Consider the following 22,747-nt stretch of genomic DNA (forward strand, 5'->3'; position numbering starts at 1 on the left):
GTTTTCCAGCGGTTTCGCCACTCTTATATTGCCGCGTCAAGCTGAAGTTTATCTCAGGCTTGGCATGCGCGGAATGATCGCTATATAGAGGGGCAGAGTGCCGGAAGCGTTTCGTCTTGCCAAACCCGGAAAATCTATACCGGGAAGGCGGCTTTTTTCCTTTGAACCGGGAAAATTGGATGATATAGAGACGCGCGCTTTCGAGGGCAGTTCAAGATCTGAGACGAATTTGGTGCGTTCTTAAAGAATGCGCTTCGGTTCAGAAGCGGATATGGCGAAATTGGTAGACGCACCAGATTTAGGTTCTGGCGGGAGACCGTGGGGGTTCGAGTCCCTCTATCCGCACCAACTGCCATAAGGCCAAAGAATTTCTCTCCCGCGTCTTGAGGCAAAATGCCGGAAACGGCGGGACAATGACAAGAAGTGAAGGTTTGAACATGCAGGTTACCGAAACGCTCAATGAAGGGCTGAAGCGCGAGATTAAAGTCGTGGTTCCGGCCGGGGATCTCGAAGCCAAGCTCGTTGAGCGGCTCGATACTGCGCGCGGCCGAGCCAAGATCAATGGTTTCCGTCCGGGCAAGGTGCCTGCTGGCCATCTGCGCAAGATGTATGGCCGTTCGTTCATGGCTGAAATCGTCAACGAAATCCTCAGCGATTCGTCGCGTTCGGTTCTCGCAGACCGTAACGAAAAGTCGGCTACCCAGCCTGAAGTCATCATGTCGGAAGACGAAAAAGAAGCCGAAAAGGTTCTCGACGGCAAGGCCGATTTCGTTTTCTCGCTGAACTACGAAGTTCTGCCGGCAATCGAAGTCAAGGATTTCTCCAAGATCGCCGTGACCCGTGAAGTCGTCGACATCACCGATGAGGAAGTCGATGAGCAGGTCAAGCGTATCGCTTCGTCGACCCGCACTTTCGAGACCAAGAAGGGCAAGGCCGAAAACGAAGATCGCGTCACGATCGACTATCTCGGCAAGCTCGATGGCGAGCCGTTTGACGGCGGCGCCGACAACGACGCACAGCTGGTTCTCGGTTCGGGTCAGTTCATTCCGGGCTTCGAAGAACAGCTCGTTGGCGTCAAGGCTGGCGACGAAAAGGTCATCAATGTGACCTTCCCGGCTGAATACGGTGCAGCGCATCTCGCAGGCAAGGAAGCCACCTTCGACATCAAGGTCAAGGAAGTTGCCAAGCCGAACGAACTCGAACTCAACGACGAAACCGCGACGAAGCTCGGCATCGAGTCGCTGGAGCGTCTGCGTCAGGTTGTTCGCGAACAGATCGAAAGCCAGTACGGCCAGATCACCCGCCAGAAGGTAAAGCGCCAGATTCTCGACGCTCTGGACGGCGATTATCAGTTCGAAACCCCGCAGAAGCTGGTTGACGCTGAATTCAACAACATCTGGCAGCAGATCAACTTCGACCTGCAGCAGGCTGGCCGTACCTTCGAAGACGAAGAAACCACGGAAGAAGCTGCTCGCGAAGAATACCGCAAGCTCGCTGAACGCCGCGTTCGTCTCGGCCTCGTTCTCTCCGAAATCGGTGAGAAGGCTGGCGTAGAAGTGTCGGAAGAAGAACTGCAGCGCGCCGTTTATGACCAGGTTCGTCGCTATCCGGGCCAGGAAAAGGAAATCTACGACTTCCTGCGCAAGACGCCGGATGCCGTGGCTAACCTCCGCGCCCCGATCTTCGAAGAAAAGGTCGTCGATCATCTGCTCGCCAACATCAACGTGACCGACAAGAAGGTCTCGAAGGAAGAGCTGACGGCTGAAGACGAAGACGGTTCGGAAGCAAAGCCTGCAAAGAAGGCTGCACCGAAGAAGAAGGCCGCTCCTAAGAAGAAGGCCGACGAAGACAAGTCCGAAGAGGCTTAATCTTTTCTATCTAGCGAATTTGGAACTGGCCGCGCATTGCGCGGCCTTTTCCGTTCCAACCCAAGGATAAACGGCTGAAAAGCTTGCATCCATGGGGGCTTTGCTCTAGCCAGTAATCAATCCGTTTTTAGCTCAATCAGAATATTTGCGAGCCAGCATGTCCCTTATTGATACGCGCATACCGGAACCGAAACGCTTCATCTCCGGCGCCACCGGCGACTGGGAAGTCGTCATCGGCATGGAAGTCCATGCGCAGGTCACGTCCGAGTCGAAGCTGTTCTCCGGCGCTTCCACGTCGTTTGGTGCCGATCCGAACGCCAATGTGTCTCTGGTGGATGCCGCCATGCCGGGCATGCTGCCGGTCATCAATCTGGAATGCGTCAAGCAGGCCGTCCGCACGGGCATCGGTCTCAATGCCCAGATCAATCTGAAGTCGGTGTTTGACCGCAAGAACTACTTCTATCCCGATCTGCCGCAGGGCTATCAGATTTCGCAGTTCAAGCAGCCGATTGTCGGCGAGGGCAAGATCATGATTTCGGTCGGCCCCGACAATAAGGGCCAGTTCGAAGATGTGGAGATCGGCATCGAGCGCCTGCATCTGGAACAGGACGCGGGCAAGTCGATGCACGATCAGCATCCGACCATGTCCTATGTCGATCTGAACCGCTCTGGCGTGGCGCTGATGGAAATCGTCTCCAAGCCGGACCTGCGCTCGTCGGATGAAGCACGCGCCTACCTCACCAAGCTGCGCACGATTGTCCGCTATCTCGGCACCTGCGACGGCAATATGGACGAAGGCTCCATGCGCGCCGACGTCAATGTTTCCGTGCGTCGTCCGGGTGGCGAATTCGGCACACGTTGCGAAATCAAGAACGTCAACTCGATCCGCTTCGTTGGTCAGGCCATCGAATATGAGGCCCGCCGTCAGATCGCCATTCTGGAAGATGGCGGCTCCATCGATCAGGAAACGCGCCTGTTTGATCCCGTGAAGGGCGAGACCCGTTCGATGCGCTCCAAGGAAGAAGCGCACGACTACCGCTATTTCCCAGACCCTGATCTGCTGCCGCTCGAATTCGATCAGGCTTTTGTCGATGCGCTGGCCGCCGATCTGCCGGAACTGCCGGATGAAAAGAAGCAGCGTCTGGTCGAAAAGCAGGGCATTTCGATCTACGACGCCTCTATTCTGGTCACGGAAAAGGCGATTGCCGACTATTACGAATCTGTCGCTGCCGGTCGCGATGGCAAGGCTGCGGCCAACTGGGTCATCAACGATCTGCTCGGTGCGCTCAACAAGGCGGGCAAGAGCATCGAGGAATCGCCGGTCAGCCCGGAACAGCTCGGCGCGGTGATCGATCTCATCAAGGACGGCACGATTTCCGGTAAGATCGCCAAGGATCTGTTCGAAATCGTCTGGAACGAAGGCGGAGACCCGAAGAAGCTCGTTGAAGAGCGCGGCATGAAGCAGGTCACCGACACCGGAGCGATTGAAAAGGCTGTTGACGATATCATTGCGGCCAACCCGGACAAAGTCGAACAGGCTAAGGCCAAGCCGACGCTTGCCGGCTGGTTTGTGGGACAGGTCATGAGGGCGACGGGCGGCAAGGCCAACCCGCAGGCTGTTAATGATCTGGTTAAGGCCAAGCTCGGGATCGAAGAGTAATGTGGGTTCGAAGCGCCACCGAGGCCGATCTGAAGGCAGTTCACCAACTGCTGGTATCGACCTGGCACGCGACTTTCGACCACATTTTGGGCCGGGAGATGGTCAACGCCGTCACCGGCCAGTGGCACGGTGTTGCCGCGCTGAAAGCCAATCTGCGCAAGCCTTATTCGGAATTCATCGTCGCCGATAACGGCGAGGGTGGCATTGATGGTATGGCCTTCGCCAGCCAGTCCGAGGAAGGCAAGGCATCGCTGCACCAGCTTTATGTGCGCCCCGACGTGCAGGTTCAGGGCGTCGGCACGATGCTGCTTGCGGAAATCGAAATGGCTTTCCCGGATGTGCGCACAATCAAGCTCGAAGTCATCGAGAAGAATGCCAAGGCGGTGAAGTTCTACGAACGCAAGGGCTATGTCACGGTCGGGCGCAACGAAGATTGGGGCGATCCGAATTGCAAGGAACCCGTTCTCGTGATGGAAAAGTCGCTCGAAGGCTGGAGCGTGTGACGCTCTTCATACTCTTGTGACAGCGGCAACTTGACCCTTGCCTTGACCGGGCGATAGGGCCATAAGCAAGAATAAAGCGGCAGTTTCGGCTGTCTGCGAGATGATGGATCTGGAAAAGGCCATGATGAAATTTCTTACGCAAGTCTTCACCTGGTGGAATGGCCAGACGCTCGGCACCCGCCTCCATACGTGGCGCAAGGGCGAGCGCGTCGGTGAAGACGAGTTCGGCAATATCTATTATCAGGGTGGCAAGGACTCCGAAGGTCGCACGCGCCGCTGGGTCATTTTCAATGGCTATGCGGAAGCGAGTGCAATTCCTGCGGGCTGGCACGGCTGGATGCATCATCGTGTCGATACGCCGCCAAGCAAGGAAGACTACAAGCCGCGCGACTGGCAGAAGCCGCATTTGCAGAACCTGACCGGCTCCCCGCTCGCCTATCGTCCCAAGGGCTCGATTGCGCGTCCGGGTACGGAACCGGCCGAGCGTCCACGTGTGACGGGCGAATATGACGCCTGGACGCCGGGTAATTAAGACTGACAAAGTTTACGATCCGGCGTGATTTTCACGCCGGATTTTCTTATTTGCCGTCGCCTTGCTTGTTTTTTCACTTAAAAAGCTGGGATAGACAGGCGACGAGGGTGTGATCGTGGCATTGCAACTTGCAGCAGAGCAACGAATCGTCACATTTCATGCCTAGGAATTATTCCAGTTTATTCGACAAACTTTGATGCGGGTTTCCGTTTTGACGAAGCATTCCCCCGGCACGGCTGGCAACGGAAAGAACAGAATCAAGAAGGCTGCACATGTGGCCCTGATTTCGCTTTTTGCCGCTGTTGGCAGCTTGCACGCTGCTCAGGCAGAACGCATTTCCAATCCGGTCGCGGAGTTTTCGGGGCTGGATAAGATCACAGGCCGCATTACGACTTTTGACGTCTATATCAATGAGACGGTTCAATTCGGCGCGCTTCAGGTGACGCCGAAGGTTTGCTATTCCCGCACCGAAAATGAAGCGCCGCGGACCGACAGTTTTGTCGAGGTTGAGGAAATTACGCTGGATCGCAAAATTCGCCGCATCTTCACCGGCTGGATGTTCGCAGACAGTCCCGGTCTCAACGCCGTAGAGCATCCGATCTATGACGTTTGGCTGAAAGACTGCAAGCAGAAGTCCGACGTTCCGGCACCGGCGGCAAAGCAGAACTGATCAAACCACCTTCCGACAGTTAGAAAAGGGCAATACCTTCGAGGGCTTGCTCGAGAATTTTCTCGTATTTCTTGCGGGGAACTTCGATTGCACCGAAACGTTCGAGATGCGGCGTGGTGAACTGGGTATCGAGCAGCAGGAAGCCCTGCTTGACCAGATGTTGTACTAGATAAGCAAGGCAAACCTTTGAAGCGTCGCGCTTGCGCGTGAACATACTCTCGCCGAAAAATGCCTTGCCGAGCGTCACGCCATAAAGGCCGCCGACCAGCTTGCCCTCGTGCCATGCCTCGACTGTGTGGCAATGTCCGATTTCGAATAATTTGCCATAGGCTTCGCGGATTGGACCGTTGATCCATGTGCGCGCGCGTTCGCCGACCCCGCTGGCGCATCCATCGATGACGCCCTCGAAATCGCTATCCAGCCTGATATCGAAAATGCCCTGCCGAATGGTCTTTTGCAGGCTGCGGGGGATGTGGAAACCATCCAGCGGAATAACACCGCGTTTTTCAGGGCGTACCCAGAAGACCTCTGGATCATCCGCCTCTTCGGCCATCGGGAAAACCCCGGTGGCGTAAGCGCGCAGGAGCAATTCCGGTTCGATTGCATAGTCGTCCGGTTTTGCTCCTGCAGTCACTTATTTAAGCGCCTTCGTTCTCGGACTGGCTGGCCAGATATTTTTCCAGCCAGTGGATATCATAGGCACCATTGGCGATGTCCTGATTTCCAATCAGCTCCTGGAACAGCGGCAGGGTCGTTTTGACGCCATCCACCACGAATTCGTCCAGCGCACGACGCAGACGCATCATGCATTCGACGCGGTTGCGTCCGTGCACGATGAGCTTGCCGATGAGGCTGTCGTAATAAGGCGGAATGCGATAGCCGGAATAAACGCCGGAATCCACGCGGATGCCGAGGCCACCAGGCGTATGGTAGTGGGTGATGAGACCCGGCGATGGCGTGAAGGTGCGCGGGTCTTCGGCATTGATGCGGCATTCAATGGCATGGCCAGAGAAACGCACATCTTTCTGCTTCACCGAAAGGCCGAGACCCGCAGCGACACGAATCTGCTCATGCACAAGATCGATGCCGGTGATGGCTTCCGTGACCGGATGCTCCACCTGCAGGCGGGTGTTCATTTCGATGAAATAGAACTCGCCGTTTTCATAGAGGAACTCGATCGTGCCCGCACCGCGATAGCCAAGCTCGGCAACAGCGTTGGCGCAGATCATGCCGATCTTGTCGCGCGCTTCCGAATTAAGAGCCGGAGAGTTGGCTTCTTCCCAGACCTTCTGGTGACGGCGCTGCAAGGAGCAGTCGCGTTCGCCCAGATGGATCGCGTTGCCCGCACCATCGCCCATGACCTGAACTTCGATGTGACGCGGCTTTTCGAGATATTTCTCGATATAGACGGCATCGTCACCGAAAGCGGCAGCAGCTTCGGAGCGCGCGGTTGCGAGCGCAACCGACAGGTCTTCCTCGGTACGCGCCACTTTCATGCCGCGACCGCCACCACCGGCCGAAGCCTTGATGATGACCGGGAAGCCGATTTCTTTCGCCACGCGCGCAGCTTCAACATCGTCGGTGATGCCGCCATCCGAACCCGGAACGACCGGAATGCCAAGGCGCTTGGCTGTGCGCTTGGCTTCGATCTTGTCGCCCATGATGCGGATATGCGAGGCGGTGGGGCCGATGAAGGTGATGTTGTGTGCTTCGAGAATTTCCGCAAACTTTGCGTTTTCGGACAGGAAGCCGTAGCCCGGATGGATCGCGTCGGCGCCGGTGATCTCGCAAGCAGCAACGATCTGGTGAATGTTCAGATAGCTGTCGCGAGAGGGCGGCGGTCCGATACAAACACTTTCATCCGCCAGACGGACATGCATCGCGTCGGCATCTGCCGTGGAGTGAACGGCGACCGTCTTGATGCCCAGTTCCTTACAGGCTCTGAGCACGCGAAGAGCGATTTCGCCACGATTGGCTATGAGGATCTTTTGAAACATGCGCTTGCTGCCAGTTCCCGTTTCGTGAAGTGAAGACACGTCAAACAATGGTTGAGCGACGCTTATTCGATCACGACGAGCGGTTCGCCGAATTCAACCGGCTGGGCGTCATCAATCAAAATGGCCTTGACCGTACCGGCGCGCGGGGCGGGGATCTGGTTCATGGTCTTCATGGCTTCGATGATGAGGAGGGTCTGGCCTTCCTTCACCTGTGTGCCGACTTCGATGAAGTTGCGGGCGCCCGGTGCCGGAGCGAGATAGGCGGTGCCAACCATCGGCGAAGGAACGGCATTCTTTGCCAGTTCAGCCTTGGTCGGCTCGGCGGCTGACGGAGCGGCGGCAGGCGCTGCAACAGCAGCCGGTGCTGCGGCCGGATAAACGGTCGCTGCGGCCTGAACCGTTACATTGCGCGAAACGCGGATGCGCAGATCGCCATGTTCGATTTCGATATCCGTGAGGTCGGTATCGTTGAGGATATCCGCCAGATCGCGGATGGTTTCTTTGTCGATGACAGTGTTTTTGCTGGACATATCAGGCCCCTTTTACGCTTTGCCCGTTGTGTTCTTGTTCTTTGGCAATTGCCGCGAGCGCGCGTAGGCCGAGCAGATACCCTTCCGCGCCAAAGCCGCAAATGACGCCTTTGGCGACTGCGGATACATAAGAGTGGTGCCGGAAGGCCTCACGCGTATGAATGTTCGAAAGATGCACTTCCACAACCGTGACCTTTGCAGAGCGGATCGCGTCGTGAATGGCAATTGAAGTGTGGCTGTAGGCCGCCGGATTGATCAGGACATAGGCGTCTTTCTCGCCCGCTTCCTGAATCCAAGTGACCAGATCGCCTTCATAATTGGATTGGCGGAAATCAACGTCGAGATCGAGAGAACCGGCTTCGCGCTTGCAAGCCTCTTCAATGTCGGCCAGCGTCGCAACGCCATAAATCCCCGGTTCACGCTTTCCCAGAAGATTGAGATTGGGACCGTTTAGAACAAAAACCGTCTTTGCCATTGTGTCCGCGCCAAATCCTTTGCAACCGATATCGTGTTACCACGAAAATTTAGTAACACTTCGCTTTCCATATAGAGAGCTTGGATGCAAGCCGAAACCCTATAATTCAGTGCAGATGTCCCGCCTGACCGGTTTTTCCCGCTATTCTTTGCGAGATGCACCGGCATTGCGGCATATTTGCTTTAATCGCCGGTTATCACCGAGTTTTGATAAGTCTGTGCCCGAAACGCCTGTCAGGGAAAAGCGTATCGGGCACAGGTGTCAGTTTTACTTCTTGGCGGCGGTACGTGCTGCGGCGATTCTCTCCACCAGACCATCGACACCGATGGCGCCCGGCACCAGCTCGCTGCCGATGATATAGGACGGCGTGCCGGTGATGTTGAGCTGCGTTGCCAATTGATAGGTATCCTGGAAAGCGCCGGTGATCGCCGGGTCTTTCATCTTTTCGCGCAGTGCGGTTTCATCGGCGCCAAGTTTGACGGCATCGGCAATCGCGGATGCCTCGGTCGCGCGCTCCTGTGCGCCCAGCAAAACGCCGTGGAATTCAGCATATTTTTCCGGCATCAGCGCCTTGAAGGCCTGCGCAACAATATGCGCCTTCACCGAATCCGGGCCGAGGATTGGAAATTCCTTCATGACGAAACGAACATTCGGATCGTTTTTCAGGATGGCCTGCATGTCGGGCAGGGCGCGCTTGCAATAGCCGCAATTGTAATCGAAGAACTCATAGACGGTGACGTCGCCGTTCGGATTGCCGAAAACGGCATCATGTTCGGGGTGGTAAAGTGCGCTCTGGTTGGCAGCCAGCACCTTCTTGACCTGCTCCTGCGCGTCATGCGCCTGCTTGGTTTCGAGCGCGGTCTGCACTTCCAGCATCAGTTCTGGGTTCTTGAGAAGATAGTTGCGCACCACATTTTCAATGGCTTGCTGGTTAAGCGGTGCCTCAGCCGTTGCTGCCGCTGCTGCTGGGGCGACGGGCGCAGCCGAATGGCGCGACAGACCCGCACCATAGCCGAGAGCCAGCGCTGCCAGACCGACAATGCCGCTTGCCAGCGTGATGGAAACTGCGTTCTTCATCTTCAAATTCCAATCCGTTTAAAAATACGCCCTGCCAGGAGGACTATGTCGGGCGTTATTTGCTTTTCTTCGTATTGATAATGTCCTGCGCACGCAACCAGTCCGGCGAGCCGGATTTCAGCTGCTTCTGTGCGCGGATTGCGAATATTTGGGCATCCTGAAGTTTGCCCGCATAGAAGTTCATGTCGGCGGTTGCGAGGTCTGCAAGGCCCATATTGCCCTGCTGGCCATAGGCCTGCGCGAGATATCCATAGCCGCCCGGAAACTCGGGATCGGAAGCAATGCCCGCTTTGATCTCCTTGATTGCGGTTGGCATGTTCGCCTTTGTGCCCGTCAGCATGAGTGCCCGTCCGTAGCTCATGCGCAGCAGCGGAGACTTGCGTGGGTCGAGCGATACGGCGGTCTGGAAAGCCTTTGCTGCGCCGGCGGCATCATTCGCCTTGATGAGAACTTCGCCACGCATTTCATAGAAATAAGGGTTCTTCGGCTGTTCCTTGATCAGCGCGTCGAATTTGGGCTGGGCGGAACGCGCAGCACCGTTCAGATAGGTGGTGATGGCGCTGCCATAGCGCGCCGGAAGCCCGCCGGGATTGCTGCGAAACATGCGTTGCAGCGCGCCCATATTGCCCGAATAAGCGGCAATCTTGGCGCGTGCCATGTCGTGACGCAATTGAAGTGCGGGCGAATCCGTCTTGTTGAAGTTTGGGCTCTTCTTGGCCAGTTCTTCCAGATTGGCGATACGTTCACGCGGAAGCGGGTGGCTGATGCGATACTGATCGATCTGCGTGCCTGAAAGGGAGAGGGCGGAGGCAAAACGCTGGAACGTGTCCAGCATTCCCTTGGACGACTGCCCGGTCGCATTGAGATAATTGACTGCCATACGGTCGGCGGTCATTTCCTCGGTACGCTGATAGCTGAGCAGGCTGCGCATCGCCGCCTCGGCGCTGCCAAGCGCGATGCCGCCGCCTGCACCGGCTGCAGACCCGCTGCCTGCTGCTGCGCCTGCAACGCCTGCGCCCACGCCGAGCAACATGCCGATCACCGCCATGGTCCGCGCCCGGCTCAACTGTTCCCGCAGGCGATCCTGATGCCCGCCCGCCAGATGACCCGCCTCATGCGCGATCACGCCGATGATTTCATTGGGCGTATCGGCCTGCATGATCGCGCCGGTATTGATGAAAATGCGCCGCCCATCGACAAAGGCGTTGAAGCTCGGCGAATTGACGAGGATGACGCGCACGCCACGGCTGGAAAGACCTGCAGCCTTCAGGATCGGCGCGGCATAATCTGAAACCAGTGCTTCGATTTCCGCGTCGCGCACGATCGGTACACCACGCGACTGGGCGGATGCAGGCATAACGCCCGTCACCGCCACGGCAAGTGCTGAAAGTGCGGCCACAGAACGGCGGACAAATCGTCCAAAGGATAAGGTTCCAGTCGGGAACGGCGCGATCAATGCTGCCATAATGCTCGTCGTCCTCCTCGTCATTTCATGCGAATCTCGCATCGGTTCATTCATCGTATCGGGAAACAAGTTCCGGTTCAGGACCTTATAGCCGTCTCAGCGCATTTTAAACGATATCTCGACAAGGCAGCATGATCTTAAAAGTCGGATATCGGGCGTGCAATCTCTGCCGACTTTGATATCCGGTCAATTCCGATATTGTTGCCATCAATCTGTAGACCCCAAAGCGCGTTATGACTGCGGTACCGGTGTTGTTTGCAAGCATTCATCCAAGACAATGTACCCAATTTCCTAAAAGCGCTGTTGCTTTAGCAATCCGGCGTTTATACGGCGGTGATGTTGTGTTCTGTCCGTGCGGCGGCTCCAGCGGAGCGCCTGCAATGTTCTGGAGGTAAAGTTGATCAGTCTTTCTAGCCGCAGCGCGGTTGAGCCATTCCACGCCATGGATGTTCTGGCCGAAGCCAACCGCCGCCGCGCCGCAGGCCATCCGATCATTTCGATGGCGGTTGGCCAGCCCGCAGATCCGGCACCGCAAATCGTGCGGCAGGCCGCCGAACAGGCGTTGAAAGACGGGCGCATCGGCTATACCGACGCGCTTGGGCTGGTTGAACTGCGTGAAGCGATTGCCGCACATTATGCCGATCATTACGGCGTTTCCGTTTCGGCGGATCGAATAGCGGTTACGACCGGCTCTTCGGCGGCCTTCAATCTGGCTTTTGTCGTCTATTTCGATCCAGGCGACCGGGTGGCGATCACGCGTCCGGGTTATCCGGCTTACCGCAATATTCTGACAGCGCTTGGGCTGGAAGTGGTGGAAATCCCAACCGGCAATGGCACATCGGCGGCTCTGACTGCCGAGGCATTGGCGGCTGCGCACGCCGAAAAGCCGTTGAAGGGCGTATTATTTGCAAGCCCGGCCAATCCGACGGGCGCAGTGATCGCTAAGCCTGAACTGAGGGCGATCATCGATACGGCCCGTTCGCTCGGCATTCGCGTGATTTCGGACGAAATCTATCACCGGCTTTCCTATGAAACCGACGATGTGACGGCGCTTGAAATCGCCGACGATGTCACGATCATCAATTCGTTCTCGAAATATTACTGCATGACGGGCTGGCGCATCGGCTGGATGGTTCTGCCGGAAGGCGATGTTCGCGCCATCGAACGACTGAGCCAGAGCCTTTATATTTCCGCGCCAGAACTTTCGCAGCGCGCGGCCATAGAGGCTTTCCACGCCACCGCCGAACTGGAGCGCATCAAGGATCGCTATCGCCAGAACCGCGCCATCCTGCTGGAGCACCTGCCGCAAATGGGGCTGAAACTCGCGGCACCGATGGACGGTGCATTCTACGCTTATTGCGACGTTTCACGCTTCACCAATGACAGCATGGAATTTGCGCGCAAGATGATTGCGGAGATCAACATCGCCGCAACACCGGGCCGCGATTTCGATCCGCTGGATGGCCACCGTACCATGCGCTTTTCCTATGCTGGAAAAGTCGAGGAAATGCAGGAAGCGGTTCGCCGCCTGGAAGATTGGCTTCCGCAACAGTCAGCCTGAAACCAAAGATGCAAAAAAACCGGCGTTTCCGCCGGTTTTTTATTTCTGATGTTCGTGCAGGGCTTAAAAGAAACCCTTCTTCTGCCACCAGCCGCCACGCTTCGGCTTCTGTTCGTCACTCTCGCTCGATGTGACGACAGGCTCAACATTCTTGGCCGGTTCTTCGATCACAGCCACTTCGGTTTCGACTTCAACAGCCTCGGCAGCAGCTTCTTCAACCTCTACCGGCTTGGCAGCTGCTTTGCGGGTGCGGCGCTTCGGCTTTTCAGCTTCCACGGCTTCAGGCGCTTCTACGGCTTCCGGTGTGGCGTCGTCGGCCTTCTTGCGAGACCGGGTCTTCCGGGCTGGCTTGGCTGGCGCTTCTTCGACTTCTGCAGCAACCACCTCATCTGCGGCTTCCTCAGTCTTTGCAGACTTGCGGGCACGCGGCTTGCGGGCAGACTTGGCTGGCTTTTCGGCTTCAGCCGGCGCTTCGGCAGCTTCCGTTGCAACAGCAACCGCTTCAACAACCTCAACAATTTCGGCCTTGGCAGCGACGACTTCGGCTGCAGCAGCTTCAATAGCGGCCTCGGCCTTTACCGGCAGAACAGGCGTGTAGCCGACGAATTCCGGATCCGGAACCTTGCGACCGCGCACCTCGTCTTCACGACGATTCTTGCGTCCGCCGCGACGGCCACGACGGCGCTTCTTGCGGCGATCATCTTCGCTCAAAGCGGCATCCGACCGCGGTTCAGAAGCTTCATCGCCTTCATCCGCATCGTCTTCGGCATCTTCGGAAGCAGCATTGTCCTGAGCGGTCTGCTCGCGGTTGTCGCGATCCTTGCCGCCACGACGGCGACGACGGCGACGACGCTTGCGGTCGCCTTCCTCGCTGCGCTCTTCCCGAGCCGGCGCTTCGGCCTTGACGTCGTCTTCTTCCTCGTCTTCCTCGACCGGAATTTCAGGATCTTCGATGTCGTCTTCGATATAGGCCATCGGCTGGACAGGAGGCTGTGTCACCGGACGGGTGGACGGCGCGCCCTTGTCGATCGCAAAATGCTGGTGACCGACGCTTTCATCGGCGTCGATGCTGATGGCGACGCCAAAGCGGCCTTCCAGATCGGCCAGCAACTGGCGCTTGTGGTTCAGCACATAAAGCGCCGAAGCCGCTGGCGTGCGAACATTGATGTCAAAGCCCGAATGACGCAGCAGATAATCTTCAATGCCGCGAATGATATGCAGCGCCATCGACGAGTCCGAGCGGACATGGCCGGTGCCGCCGCAATGCTGGCAAACCTGCATCGTGCTTTCCAGCACCGATGCGCGAATGCGCTGGCGCGACATTTCCAGAAGGCCGAAATGCGAGATGCGACCAACCTGAATGCGGGCGCGGTCGTCCTTCAGGCAGTCCTTCATCTTCTTTTCGACAGCGCGATTGTTGCGCTTTTCTTCCATGTCGATGAAGTCGACGACGATCAAGCCGGCAAGGTCGCGCAGGCGCAGCTGGCGCGCCACTTCTTCGGCTGCTTCCAGATTGGTCTGGAGCGCGGTGTCTTCGATGGAATGTTCGCGTGTCGAGCGACCGGAGTTGACGTCGATGGCAACCAGCGCTTCAGTCTGGTTGATGATCAGATAGCCACCCGATTTCAGCGTCACCTGCGGTAGCAGCATGCGGTCGAGCTGGGCTTCGACGCCATTGCGCGTGAAGATCGGCACCTGTTCGCGATAGGGTTGGACCACCTTGGCATGGCTCGGCATGAGCATGCGCATAAAGTCCTTGGCCTCGCGATAGCCGTTCTCGCCGGAAACGAGGATTTCTGTGATGTCCTTGTTATAAAGGTCGCGGATCGAGCGTTTGATCAGGCTGCCTTCTTCATAGACGAGGGACGGCGCCGTCGACTGCAAGGTCAGCGTGCGGACATTTTCCCAAAGGCGCATCAGATATTCGTAGTCGCGCTTGACTTCCGCCTTGGTGCGATTGGCGCCAGCCGTACGCAGGATCACGCCCATGCCCTGCGGCACTTCGAGTTCCTTGACGATTTCCTTCAGTCGCTTGCGATCCTGCGGTTGGGTGATCTTGCGGGAAATGCCGCCGCCACGCGCGGTGTTGGGCATCAGCACCGAATAACGACCAGCCAGCGACAGATAGGTCGTGAGAGCAGCGCCCTTGTTGCCGCGCTCTTCCTTGACCACCTGCACCAGCAGAATCTGGCGGCGCTTGATGACTTCCTGAATGTTGTACTGGCGGCGATGGGTGCGGGTATGCGTCGGCAGTTCTTCCAGCGCATCTTCCGAACCGACCGATTCGACCATGTCTTCTTCATGCTCGACATCGTCTTCGTCGCCATTGTCGATGGCTTCCGAAATTACGTCGCCCTTATGCGACAGGGCGCTTGCAGGTGTGCCAGGCACATAATTTGCAAAACCGGGACCGACGGGCTCGGCTGCGGGCAGGCCGTTATCCGATGCGCTGGCCTGTGCCTTGTTCTGGTTGTCGCGGCCACCGCGGCGGCGATTGCGACGCGAGCGGTCATTCGACCGTTCACCCGAACGCTCGCCAGAGCGTTCGCTCTTGGCGCGCGGCTCGTCATCATCGTCGTCTTCGGCGCGCTGCGCCTTGGCTTCCGCTTCAAGCAGCGCCAAACGATCCGCGACCGGAATCTGGTAATAATCGGGATGGATTTCCGAGAAGGCGAGGAAACCGTGACGGTTGCCGCCATATTCCACAAATGCAGCCTGAAGCGAAGGTTCGACGCGCGTGACCCGCGCGAGGTAGATATTGCCTTTCAGCTGCTTCTTGTGTTCCGACTCGAAGTCGAATTCTTCAATCTTGTTACCGCGCGTAACAATGACGCGGGTTTCCTCCGGGTGGGAGGCATCGATGAGCATTTTGTTGGACATTAGTGTCTTTCCTACCGGCGCGAAGACGCAAAACACGTGCGCCGGAGGAAGCCCTGAAGGCTGCCGACCTAACCGTATTGCATCTGCCGGATGGTTCTGGGTTCGCCGGAACATAAGCTGCTGCCTTTACGCGCGACGGCCACGTGGCGATCACGGTCTTTAGGCTTGCGATGGTCAGTCTTACTAGACCCATAGCTGTTCCGAACGAAACGACCTCAATATATGACCCGGAGACCGGGCCGATTTCATTGCTCTTCTCGAGCGTTAAAGCGCCGTGCGTCTAACTGGACGCACAAGGACACCTTAAATTCTCAAATCCACGCACCGTTCTATCCTGAAGCCGGACCCGGCTTTAAGTTCCATGCGGTGGCGACAGCGCGTAACAATGCGCAATCGACCAATCAAAAGTGGAGGGCGGGGGAGCCATATCTCCACTGAATTCTGTTCCGGCCACCGGGACTGTGAGCGTATAAACCACTGTTCTCGCTCTCGTTCTCTCCGGTCATATTCGAAAACCGGCAAACGATTCTGACAGCTAACCCGTAACCTGCATTAGCTTTTATGGCGTCGAATGCATGATGACAAGTACGAATATCAGTTGACATTCGCATCGCAATTTCGTCGTAACCCGAATGTAGGTCATATTCGCGGCTCAATTGCGGCTGGAAATCCTTCGTTAACCGTAGTTCTGTACGACAGTTTCATGAGTTGCGTGCAGCGGGTCGGGTGGACAGTTGCGCATTGAGGCGCACATAAAAGCGCGGGCATCGCTATTCGGTGCCACCAATTCAATATTATTCGATCGTGATGGCGAATGCATTTTCGAAACGGTGAAAAAGCAACGACAATCTCTGCAACTGCGCGGCAATGGCTGGCGCTTGCGGTCTTTCTCTTTGTGGGGCTCTTTCAGGTGGGCGCCGCTCTGGCCGCCGATCAGTCCGGACAGCCGCTGACGGCGCTCACTTTTCGCATGGCAGGCGATGATCTGCGCACCCGCATCGTCGTGATGTTCGACCGCGAGCCGGAACTGACGACGCGCCTTTTCGACAATCCCCATCGTCTGGTGATCGAGTTGCCCGAAACCCGTTTCGGGTTCGACGAAAAGAGCCTTGAAGCCAGAGGTCTGGTTTCCAATGTTCGTTACGGTCTGGCGGGGAAGGGGCGTTCGCGCCTTATCCTGACCTTGCGTGGCCCCTTCAAGGTGGAAAATCTGCGCGTTTTGAAAAATGAAAGCGCGTCCGGTTATCGTCTTGTGGCGGATATGGTCGCAACGTCCGACCGGGAATTCACCGCACAACTGCAAGGACGTTCAGAAATCACGAGTTCGACCGAGCGCAAGGCTGCGCTTTCTGCTCAATCAACCAAGATCGAGACCCGTCCGTTTACGGTGATGATCGATCCGGGCCATGGCGGCATCGACAGCGGTGCCGAAAGCCTGAGCGGTATCAAGGAAAAGGACCTGACGCTCGCCTTCGGTGTCGAATTGCGCGATCGTCTTGCGCAGGAAAAGAACATTCAGGTTCTGATGACACGGGACGACGATACTTATCTTCGCTTGTCCGAACGCGTCCGCATCGCCCGCCAGCATGAGGCCGATCTGTTCATCTCCATCCATGCTGATACGATCAATCAGCAGGATATTCGCGGCGCGACGGTCTATACGATTTCCGACAAGGCGTCGGATGCGGTAGCGCGCGCCATGGCGGAACGTGAAAACAAATCCGACAATCTGGGAGGCACCGCGCCGGAAGAAGTGCCGGAAGTTGCCGATATTCTGCTCGATCTGACGCGCCGCGAGACCCATAGCTTCTCGCTGAGCTTTGCGGAAAAGGTGATCGCACAATTGCAGGGGCAGGTTAATCTCATCAACAATCCGCACCGTTTTGCCGGATTTCAGGTGCTGCGCGCCCCGGACGTGCCTTCTGTATTGATCGAAATCGGCTATCTGTCGAATGCAGAAGACGAAAAACTCATAAGCAACCCGGAATGGCGGAAAAAACTTGCTGACCGACTTGCTTTGGCAATCAAGTCGTTCGAAACGTTACGACGCCCGGCAATCGTAACAAAAGGTTGAGCACCAGCACGACGATGCATGCATGCAACAGTTTGTCGTATTTTTATTCCGGGACCGAGCCTAAAGATGTTAATTCTGTTAAAACGCATAAACGATCTTGCGTTTGACGCATTTGATGGTCACTAAGCCTGATACCATGAACCTTACGGGGCTCGTGGGTTGGCGGTTGGCGCATTGACGCTTATCATGGGCATAATCTGACGGCAGGATTCCGCAAATATGGTAAGGCTTATCGGTTATTTCTTCGGGATTGGTGCGGTGCTGATGCTTCTGGCAGCAGGCGGCGTTGCCCTTTACGTCGGAAGCCTTAGCAAAGATTTGCCCGATTATGAGGTGCTGGCGAAGTACGAGCCGCCGGTCATGACCCGCGTTCATGCATCGGACGGCAGCCTGATGGCGGAGTTCGCGCGCGAGCGTCGCATGTACTTGCCAATCCAGGCTGTGCCGAACCGGGTCAAGGCTGCGTTCATCTCCGCCGAAGACAAGACCTTCTACGAACATCATGGTCTCGATTTCGGTGGTCTGGCACGCGCCGTTATCACTAACGTCAAGAATATGGGCTCGGGTCGCCGCCCGATGGGCGCGTCGACCATCACGCAGCAGGTCGCGAAGAACTTCCTCCTGTCCTCGACCCAGACCTATGACCGCAAGATTCGTGAAGCGATTCTGGCCATGCGTATCGAGCAGGCCTATTCCAAGGATCGCATTCTCGAACTCTATCTGAATGAAATCTTCTTCGGCCTTGGCTCTTACGGTATCGCCAGCGCGGCACTGACCTATTTTGACAAGTCGGTCGGCGAACTGAACATCGCGGAGAGCGCGTATCTCGCAGCACTCCCGAAAGGCCCGAACAATTACCATCCCTTCCGCCAGCCAGCCCGCGCCATGGAACGTCGCAACTGGGTGATCGATCGTATGGCCGAAAACGGCTATATCACGACAGCGGAGGCGGAAGACGCGAAGAAGCAGCCACTCGGTGTCACATCGCGCAGCGATATGCACTATGTCTTCGCATCGGAATATTTCACCGAGGAAGTGCGCCGGCAGATCATCCAGAAATATGGTGTCGACGCCCTGTATGAAGGCGGCCTGTCGGTCCGCACGACACTGAACCCGACCTTGCAGGTCGAAGCACGCAAATCGCTGCAGTCTGCACTTCTGCGCTATGACGAGGCACGCGGCTGGCGCGGTCCGTTGAAGAATGTCGATCTCGGCAATGATTGGGGCACCGCCTTCGGCGACATGCAGTCCTATTCGGATGTTCCGGAATGGCAGCTCGCCATTGTGCTGAATGTTTCCGCTGCCGGTGCCGATATCGGCCTCCAGCCGGAAGTCGAAGCGTCCGGATCGCGCAGCAAGGAGCGCAAGCGCGCCTTTATCACCGCCGACGACATGAAGTGGGCGATGCGCGTCACCAATATCGATGGCAAGCGCAGCAGTGCGAAGTCGCCGGAAGGTGTACTCAACACCGGCGACATCATCTATGTCTCGAAGGAAGGCAACGGCTATCGGCTTCAGCAGCCGCCGAAGCTTGAAGGCGCGCTCGTCGCCATGGACCCGCATACGGGCCGTGTGCTGGCAATGGTCGGCGGCTTCTCCTATGCGGAATCGGAATTCAACCGCGCCACGCAGGCCTATCGCCAGCCGGGTTCGTCGTTCAAGCCGTTCGTCTACGCTGCGGCGCTCGACAATGGTTATACGCCTGCTTCCGTGGTTCTGGACGGTCCGCTGGAAGTCAATCAGGGCGGTACGCTCGGTGTCTGGGCGCCGAAGAACTATTCGGGTAAATTCGCCGGTCCGTCCACGCTTCGCTACGGTATCGAGCAGTCGCGTAACGTCATGACCGTGCGTCTGGCACAGGACATGGGCATGAAGCTTGTCGCTGAATATGCCGAACGTTTCGGCGTTTACGACAAGATGCTGCCGGTTCTCTCCATGTCGCTCGGCGCGGGTGAAACCACCGTACTGCGCATGGTAACGGCCTATTCCGTCATCGCCAATGGTGGCCAGAGCATCACGCCGTCGATGATCGACCGTATTCAGGACCGTTACGGCAAGACCGTGTTCAAGCACGATGCGCGCCAGTGCGAAGGCTGCAATGCACAGGATTGGGCCAATCAGGAAGAGCCGACCCTGATCGACAATCGCGATCAGGTGCTGGACCCGATGACGGCCTATCAGATCACATCGATGATGGAAGGCGTTGTTCAGCGCGGCACGGCGCAGATTCTGAAGAGCCTCGACCGTCCGCTGGCTGGCAAGACCGGCACGTCCAATGACGAAAAAGACGCATGGTTCGTCGGCTTCACGCCCGACCTCGTGGTCGGTGTATTTATGGGCTACGATACTCCGGAATCGCTCGGACGGGGCGGCACGGGCGGCGGTCTGGCTGCACCGGTGTTCAAATCCTTCATGGAGCAGGCGCTGGCTGGAACGCCCAAGGTGGATTTCCGCGTACCGGAAGGCATGACCCTTATTGCGATCAACCGCAAGACCGGCATGCGCACCAATCAGGGCGATCCGAATCTGATCATGGAAGCCTTCAAGCCGGGCACGGGACCATCCGACAGCTATTCGGTCATCGGTATGGATTCGTTCCGTGAAGGCGCGCCTGTCGCACCGCAATCGCCGCAAGCAACCCGTGCAATCAACTCCGGCTCGGGCGGACTTTACTGATCCGGTTACAGGGCTTTGGCCTTTACACAGCGTGGCCGCGTCACTATGGTCCGCGGCGCTTGGACAGGCTGTCCGACGCTGGAAATGACGAGCCGGGCTTTGCGTCCGGTTTGGTTTCCCATTGAAATAGGAATTACTGAAGGAACGATTTGCCCATGCGCGCGGAAATCGAGACGCTGGTTGACGAAATCAAGCAGGCCATAAGCCTGCTGAGGAGGCATCTTTGACTGGGATCAGGCGATAAAACGTCTCGGCTATCTCAATCAGAAGGCCGAAGATCCCACACTCTGGAATGATGCCCAGGAAGCCCAGAAGCTGATGCGTGAGCGCCAGCAGCTGGAAGACAGCATTAACGGTATCAATCAGCTTACCCAGACATTGAATGACAGCATCGAACTCATCGCCATGGGCGAGGAGGAAGGCGACAAGTCGATCATCGACGACGCGGAAAACACCATCCGCGAACTCAAGGTCGAGATCGATCGCCGCCAGATCGACATGCTGCTGTCGGGCGAAGCCGATGCCAACGACACCTATGTCGAAGTGCATGCCGGCGCCGGTGGCACGGAAAGCCAGGACTGGGCGTCGATGCTGCTGCGCATGTATACGCGCTGGGCAGAACGCAACGGCCGCAAGGTCGAAGTGATGGAAGTGCACGATGGCGATGAAGCGGGCATCAAATCCGCGACCATTCTCGTCAAGGGGCACAATTCATACGGCATGATGAAGACCGAATCAGGCGTTCATCGTCTGGTCCGCATCTCGCCCTACGATTCCAATGCCCGCCGCCATACGTCCTTCGCCAGTATCTGGGTTTATCCGGTGATCGATGACAATATCGATGTGCAGGTGACGGAAGCAGACGTTCGCATTGATACCTATCGTGCATCGGGTGCCGGTGGTCAGCACGTCAACACGACGGACTCCGCAGTGCGTATCACGCATATCGCGAGCGGTATCGTGGTGCAGTGTCAGGCGGAACGTTCGCAGCACAAGAACCGTGAAAAAGCATGGTCGATGCTGCGCGCGCGTTTGTACGAGGAAGAGTTGAAAAAGCGCGAAGAAGCGACGGACGCAGCCAATGCCACCAAGACGGATATCGGCTGGGGGCATCAGATTCGTTCCTACGTTCTGCAGCCATACCAGTTGGTGAAGGATTTGCGCACCGGCGTGGAAAGCACCAATCCACAGGAAGTGCTGGATGGCGCGGTAACGCCTTTCATGGAAGCAGCGCTCGCACACCGCATTCAGGGTGGTGGCGAGATGATCGACGATATCGACTGATATCTGTTCGAAATCCGCGAATAACAAAAACCCGGCCTCAGCGCCGGGTTTTTTATGGCTGTTGTTAAAGCAGCGGCTCTATCTGTTTGCCCGCTTTGAGAAAATTGACCGGATTGACGGGACGACCGTTCTCGCGCACTTCATAATGAAGGTGACTCCCGGTCGAACGCCCGGTGCTGCCCGCCTGACCGATGACCGTGCCGCGGGCGATCTTCTGCCCGTCACGGACCAGAACCTGCGAGAGATGCGCAAAGCGTGTGGCAAAACCATTGCCGTGGTCGATCTCGACCATATTGCCATAGCCGCCAAAGCGTCCTGCCTTCATGACCATTCCGGCAGCCGTGGCCCGGATTGTCTGGCCGTAGGCGGCGCGAAAATCGATACCTGAATGAAAGGCGGAGCTGCCGAAAAACGGGTCGCTGCGATATCCGAAAAGGCTCGTCACCGGCATACCGGGGGCAGGGTTCGCGAGCGGCATCGCCGTGATTTGTTTGCGAACGCTATCGAGCCGTTCCAGTGCACTGTCGAGATTGCGGATCTGCATGTCGAAATCGTTGACGATTGTGCCGGGCGCTGAAATCGGAATCAGCGGGCCGCCCATGGCAGAATGCGCCTGGTCCGAGGTTTCGATGCGAAGCCCGGCGGAATTCAGCGTGTCGACGATGGTGTCGGCTTTTTCATAAGCGGCATCCGCCAGATTGCGCACCTTGCCATTCTGTTCGCTTTCGATGCGATGCAAGGTCTGGTTGATGGTGGCAAGCAACTTGTCGGAGGTCTCGATTGTGGATTCACCCGACATGCCGCCCGCAAGACGCAGACCCAGCGGTCCCGCATCGGCACGACGCTCCGGTTTGACATTCGCGGGCACAGGCCCGGTTATGATCGGATCGATGCCGGGAAAATCCCGCCCGCCAATCGCCTCATCCGGGATAAGCTGGCTATGCTCTTCGGCGAAGGGGACGGGCTGTGTCGGCATATCCGGCATGGGCTGCAACTTCGATGCCCGTTCCAGCAAAGGCGCAAGCTTGCCATCGCGCGCGCTCAGCGTCTGCTGACGCTGCATGAGTTCAGCGAGCTTGTTTTCCATGACCTGCTGGTCAAGCATCTGGCGGCTCGTAATGCGGTCCACTTCCGTGCGCAGCAGCGAAATCCGGTCTTCATAAAGCTGCTGGTTGCGTGCCTGTCGCGCAATGCCGGAACTGATCAGATCATCGCGCAGCACGAGATAGGCGGTGGAGCCGAGATAGGCAGTTGAAAGCGCCAGAAACGCCGCTCCGCCTGCAATGGCCATCCAAGGGCGAAACGTGAAATGGCTGATTTTCTCGCCGCGAGCGATAATGACGACAGGCGGTTCCTTGCGTTCACCGAAGACCGTCTTTCCCGTTGTTTTCGCCCGTTTATTCGTCATGGCACCCACATGCCCCCCGATAGAGCAGCTCGGAACCTGAACACGGATGCGAACTGCAAAATTCTGGCGGAACGTTCTGGAAAACGC

17 protein-coding genes, 1 tRNA gene and 1 pseudogene are annotated in these 22,747 nt (G+C 57.2%); 11 read left to right on the forward strand and 8 right to left on the reverse strand.

Features of this window, described 5'->3' with window-relative positions; genetic code table 11:
- Window positions 1–265: 265 nt before the first annotated feature.
- The 6 genes from FIC94_RS12920 to FIC94_RS12945 all read left to right on the forward strand — a co-directional run bounded on the left by FIC94_RS12920 (window position 266) and on the right by FIC94_RS12945 (window position 5,233).
- Window positions 266–348 (forward strand) — tRNA-Leu (locus FIC94_RS12920).
- An 89-nt stretch (window positions 349–437) separates the two neighbouring features.
- Window positions 438–1,868, forward strand: coding sequence for a trigger factor (tig, locus tag FIC94_RS12925; RefSeq protein WP_268967053.1), 1,431 nt, complete (start codon window positions 438–440; stop codon window positions 1,866–1,868).
- A 157-nt stretch (window positions 1,869–2,025) separates the two neighbouring features.
- Window positions 2,026–3,528, forward strand: coding sequence for an Asp-tRNA(Asn)/Glu-tRNA(Gln) amidotransferase subunit GatB (gene gatB / locus FIC94_RS12930; protein WP_109368876.1), 1,503 nt, complete (start codon window positions 2,026–2,028; stop codon window positions 3,526–3,528).
- Window positions 3,528–4,031, forward strand: a complete 504-nt coding sequence (locus FIC94_RS12935) for a GNAT family N-acetyltransferase (protein ID WP_140025135.1) — start codon at window positions 3,528–3,530, stop codon at window positions 4,029–4,031. Before gatB ends, FIC94_RS12935 begins: the two co-directional genes overlap by 1 nt.
- A gap of 121 nt (window positions 4,032–4,152) precedes the next feature.
- The gene (locus FIC94_RS12940; protein ID WP_167836027.1) at window positions 4,153–4,563 is read left to right on the forward strand and encodes an NADH:ubiquinone oxidoreductase subunit NDUFA12; all 411 of its coding nucleotides are present in this window, start codon (window positions 4,153–4,155) and stop codon (window positions 4,561–4,563) included.
- Window positions 4,564–4,759: 196 nt separating this feature from the next.
- A complete protein-coding gene (locus FIC94_RS12945) occupies window positions 4,760–5,233 on the forward strand; it encodes a DUF2155 domain-containing protein (protein WP_140025136.1) in 474 nt (157 codons plus the stop codon).
- A 19-nt stretch (window positions 5,234–5,252) separates the two neighbouring features.
- Here FIC94_RS12945 and aat read toward each other — a convergent pair whose 3' ends face one another.
- The 6 genes from aat to FIC94_RS12975 all read right to left on the reverse strand — a co-directional run bounded on the left by aat (window position 5,253) and on the right by FIC94_RS12975 (window position 10,777).
- The gene (gene aat, locus FIC94_RS12950) at window positions 5,253–5,822 is read right to left on the reverse strand and encodes a leucyl/phenylalanyl-tRNA--protein transferase (RefSeq protein WP_140025202.1); all 570 of its coding nucleotides are present in this window, start codon (window positions 5,820–5,822) and stop codon (window positions 5,253–5,255) included.
- A gap of 49 nt (window positions 5,823–5,871) precedes the next feature.
- On the reverse strand, window positions 5,872–7,230 hold the full coding sequence (gene accC / locus FIC94_RS12955) for an acetyl-CoA carboxylase biotin carboxylase subunit (RefSeq protein ID WP_121536006.1): 1,359 nt from the start codon (window positions 7,228–7,230) through the stop codon (window positions 5,872–5,874).
- A 62-nt stretch (window positions 7,231–7,292) separates the two neighbouring features.
- Window positions 7,293–7,760 carry an acetyl-CoA carboxylase biotin carboxyl carrier protein gene (gene accB / locus FIC94_RS12960; protein ID WP_140025137.1) on the reverse strand — a complete coding sequence of 156 codons (468 nt, stop codon included), beginning with the start codon at window positions 7,758–7,760 and terminating at the stop codon, window positions 7,293–7,295.
- A gap of 1 nt (window position 7,761) precedes the next feature.
- Window positions 7,762–8,235, reverse strand: a complete 474-nt coding sequence (gene aroQ / locus FIC94_RS12965) for a type II 3-dehydroquinate dehydratase (protein WP_109368881.1) — start codon at window positions 8,233–8,235, stop codon at window positions 7,762–7,764.
- Between the two features lie 267 nt (window positions 8,236–8,502).
- Entirely contained in the window at window positions 8,503–9,312 is an 810-nt protein-coding gene (locus FIC94_RS12970; RefSeq protein WP_140025138.1) for a DsbA family protein, read from the reverse strand.
- A gap of 55 nt (window positions 9,313–9,367) precedes the next feature.
- Window positions 9,368–10,777, reverse strand: a complete 1,410-nt coding sequence (locus tag FIC94_RS12975; protein ID WP_140025139.1) for a M48 family metalloprotease — start codon at window positions 10,775–10,777, stop codon at window positions 9,368–9,370.
- 397 nt (window positions 10,778–11,174) lie between these two features.
- On the opposite strand from FIC94_RS12975, the gene FIC94_RS12980 reads away from it, so the two are divergent.
- The gene (locus FIC94_RS12980) at window positions 11,175–12,338 is read left to right on the forward strand and encodes a pyridoxal phosphate-dependent aminotransferase (protein ID WP_140025140.1); all 1,164 of its coding nucleotides are present in this window, start codon (window positions 11,175–11,177) and stop codon (window positions 12,336–12,338) included.
- Between the two features lie 63 nt (window positions 12,339–12,401).
- Here FIC94_RS12980 and FIC94_RS12985 read toward each other — a convergent pair whose 3' ends face one another.
- Window positions 12,402–15,218 (reverse strand): Rne/Rng family ribonuclease, encoded by a 2,817-nt coding sequence (locus FIC94_RS12985; RefSeq protein ID WP_140025141.1) that lies wholly within the window; start codon window positions 15,216–15,218, stop codon window positions 12,402–12,404.
- Window positions 15,219–15,220: 2 nt separating this feature from the next.
- On the opposite strand from FIC94_RS12985, the pseudogene FIC94_RS12990 reads away from it, so the two are divergent.
- From FIC94_RS12990 to prfB, 4 genes and pseudogenes are all read left to right on the forward strand, one after another.
- Window positions 15,221–15,400, forward strand: a pseudogene (locus FIC94_RS12990) (hypothetical protein); the annotation flags it as partial.
- Window positions 15,401–16,032: 632 nt separating this feature from the next.
- Window positions 16,033–17,292: an N-acetylmuramoyl-L-alanine amidase gene (locus FIC94_RS12995; protein ID WP_140025142.1), complete on the forward strand. Its 1,260-nt coding sequence runs from the start codon at window positions 16,033–16,035 to the stop codon at window positions 17,290–17,292.
- 219 nt (window positions 17,293–17,511) lie between these two features.
- Complete coding sequence (locus FIC94_RS13000; RefSeq protein ID WP_140025143.1) at window positions 17,512–19,968, forward strand: penicillin-binding protein 1A; 2,457 nt, start codon at window positions 17,512–17,514, stop codon at window positions 19,966–19,968.
- 155 nt (window positions 19,969–20,123) lie between these two features.
- Window positions 20,124–21,252, forward strand: a protein-coding gene (gene prfB / locus FIC94_RS13005) for a peptide chain release factor 2 (protein ID WP_140025144.1) whose coding sequence is annotated in 2 segments (ribosomal slippage) — window positions 20,124–20,192 and window positions 20,194–21,252 — 1,128 coding nt in all. Because the reading frame shifts where the segments join, the coding sequence is not laid out codon by codon here.
- A 64-nt stretch (window positions 21,253–21,316) separates the two neighbouring features.
- On the opposite strand, the gene FIC94_RS13010 is transcribed toward prfB, so the two are convergent.
- The gene (locus FIC94_RS13010; RefSeq protein WP_140025145.1) at window positions 21,317–22,660 is read right to left on the reverse strand and encodes a M23 family metallopeptidase; all 1,344 of its coding nucleotides are present in this window, start codon (window positions 22,658–22,660) and stop codon (window positions 21,317–21,319) included.
- Between the last annotated feature and the right edge of the window lie 87 nt (window positions 22,661–22,747).

It is taken from the genome of Ochrobactrum teleogrylli, from assembly GCF_006376685.1.
Classification (GTDB): Bacteria; Pseudomonadota; Alphaproteobacteria; order Rhizobiales; family Rhizobiaceae; genus Brucella; species Brucella teleogrylli.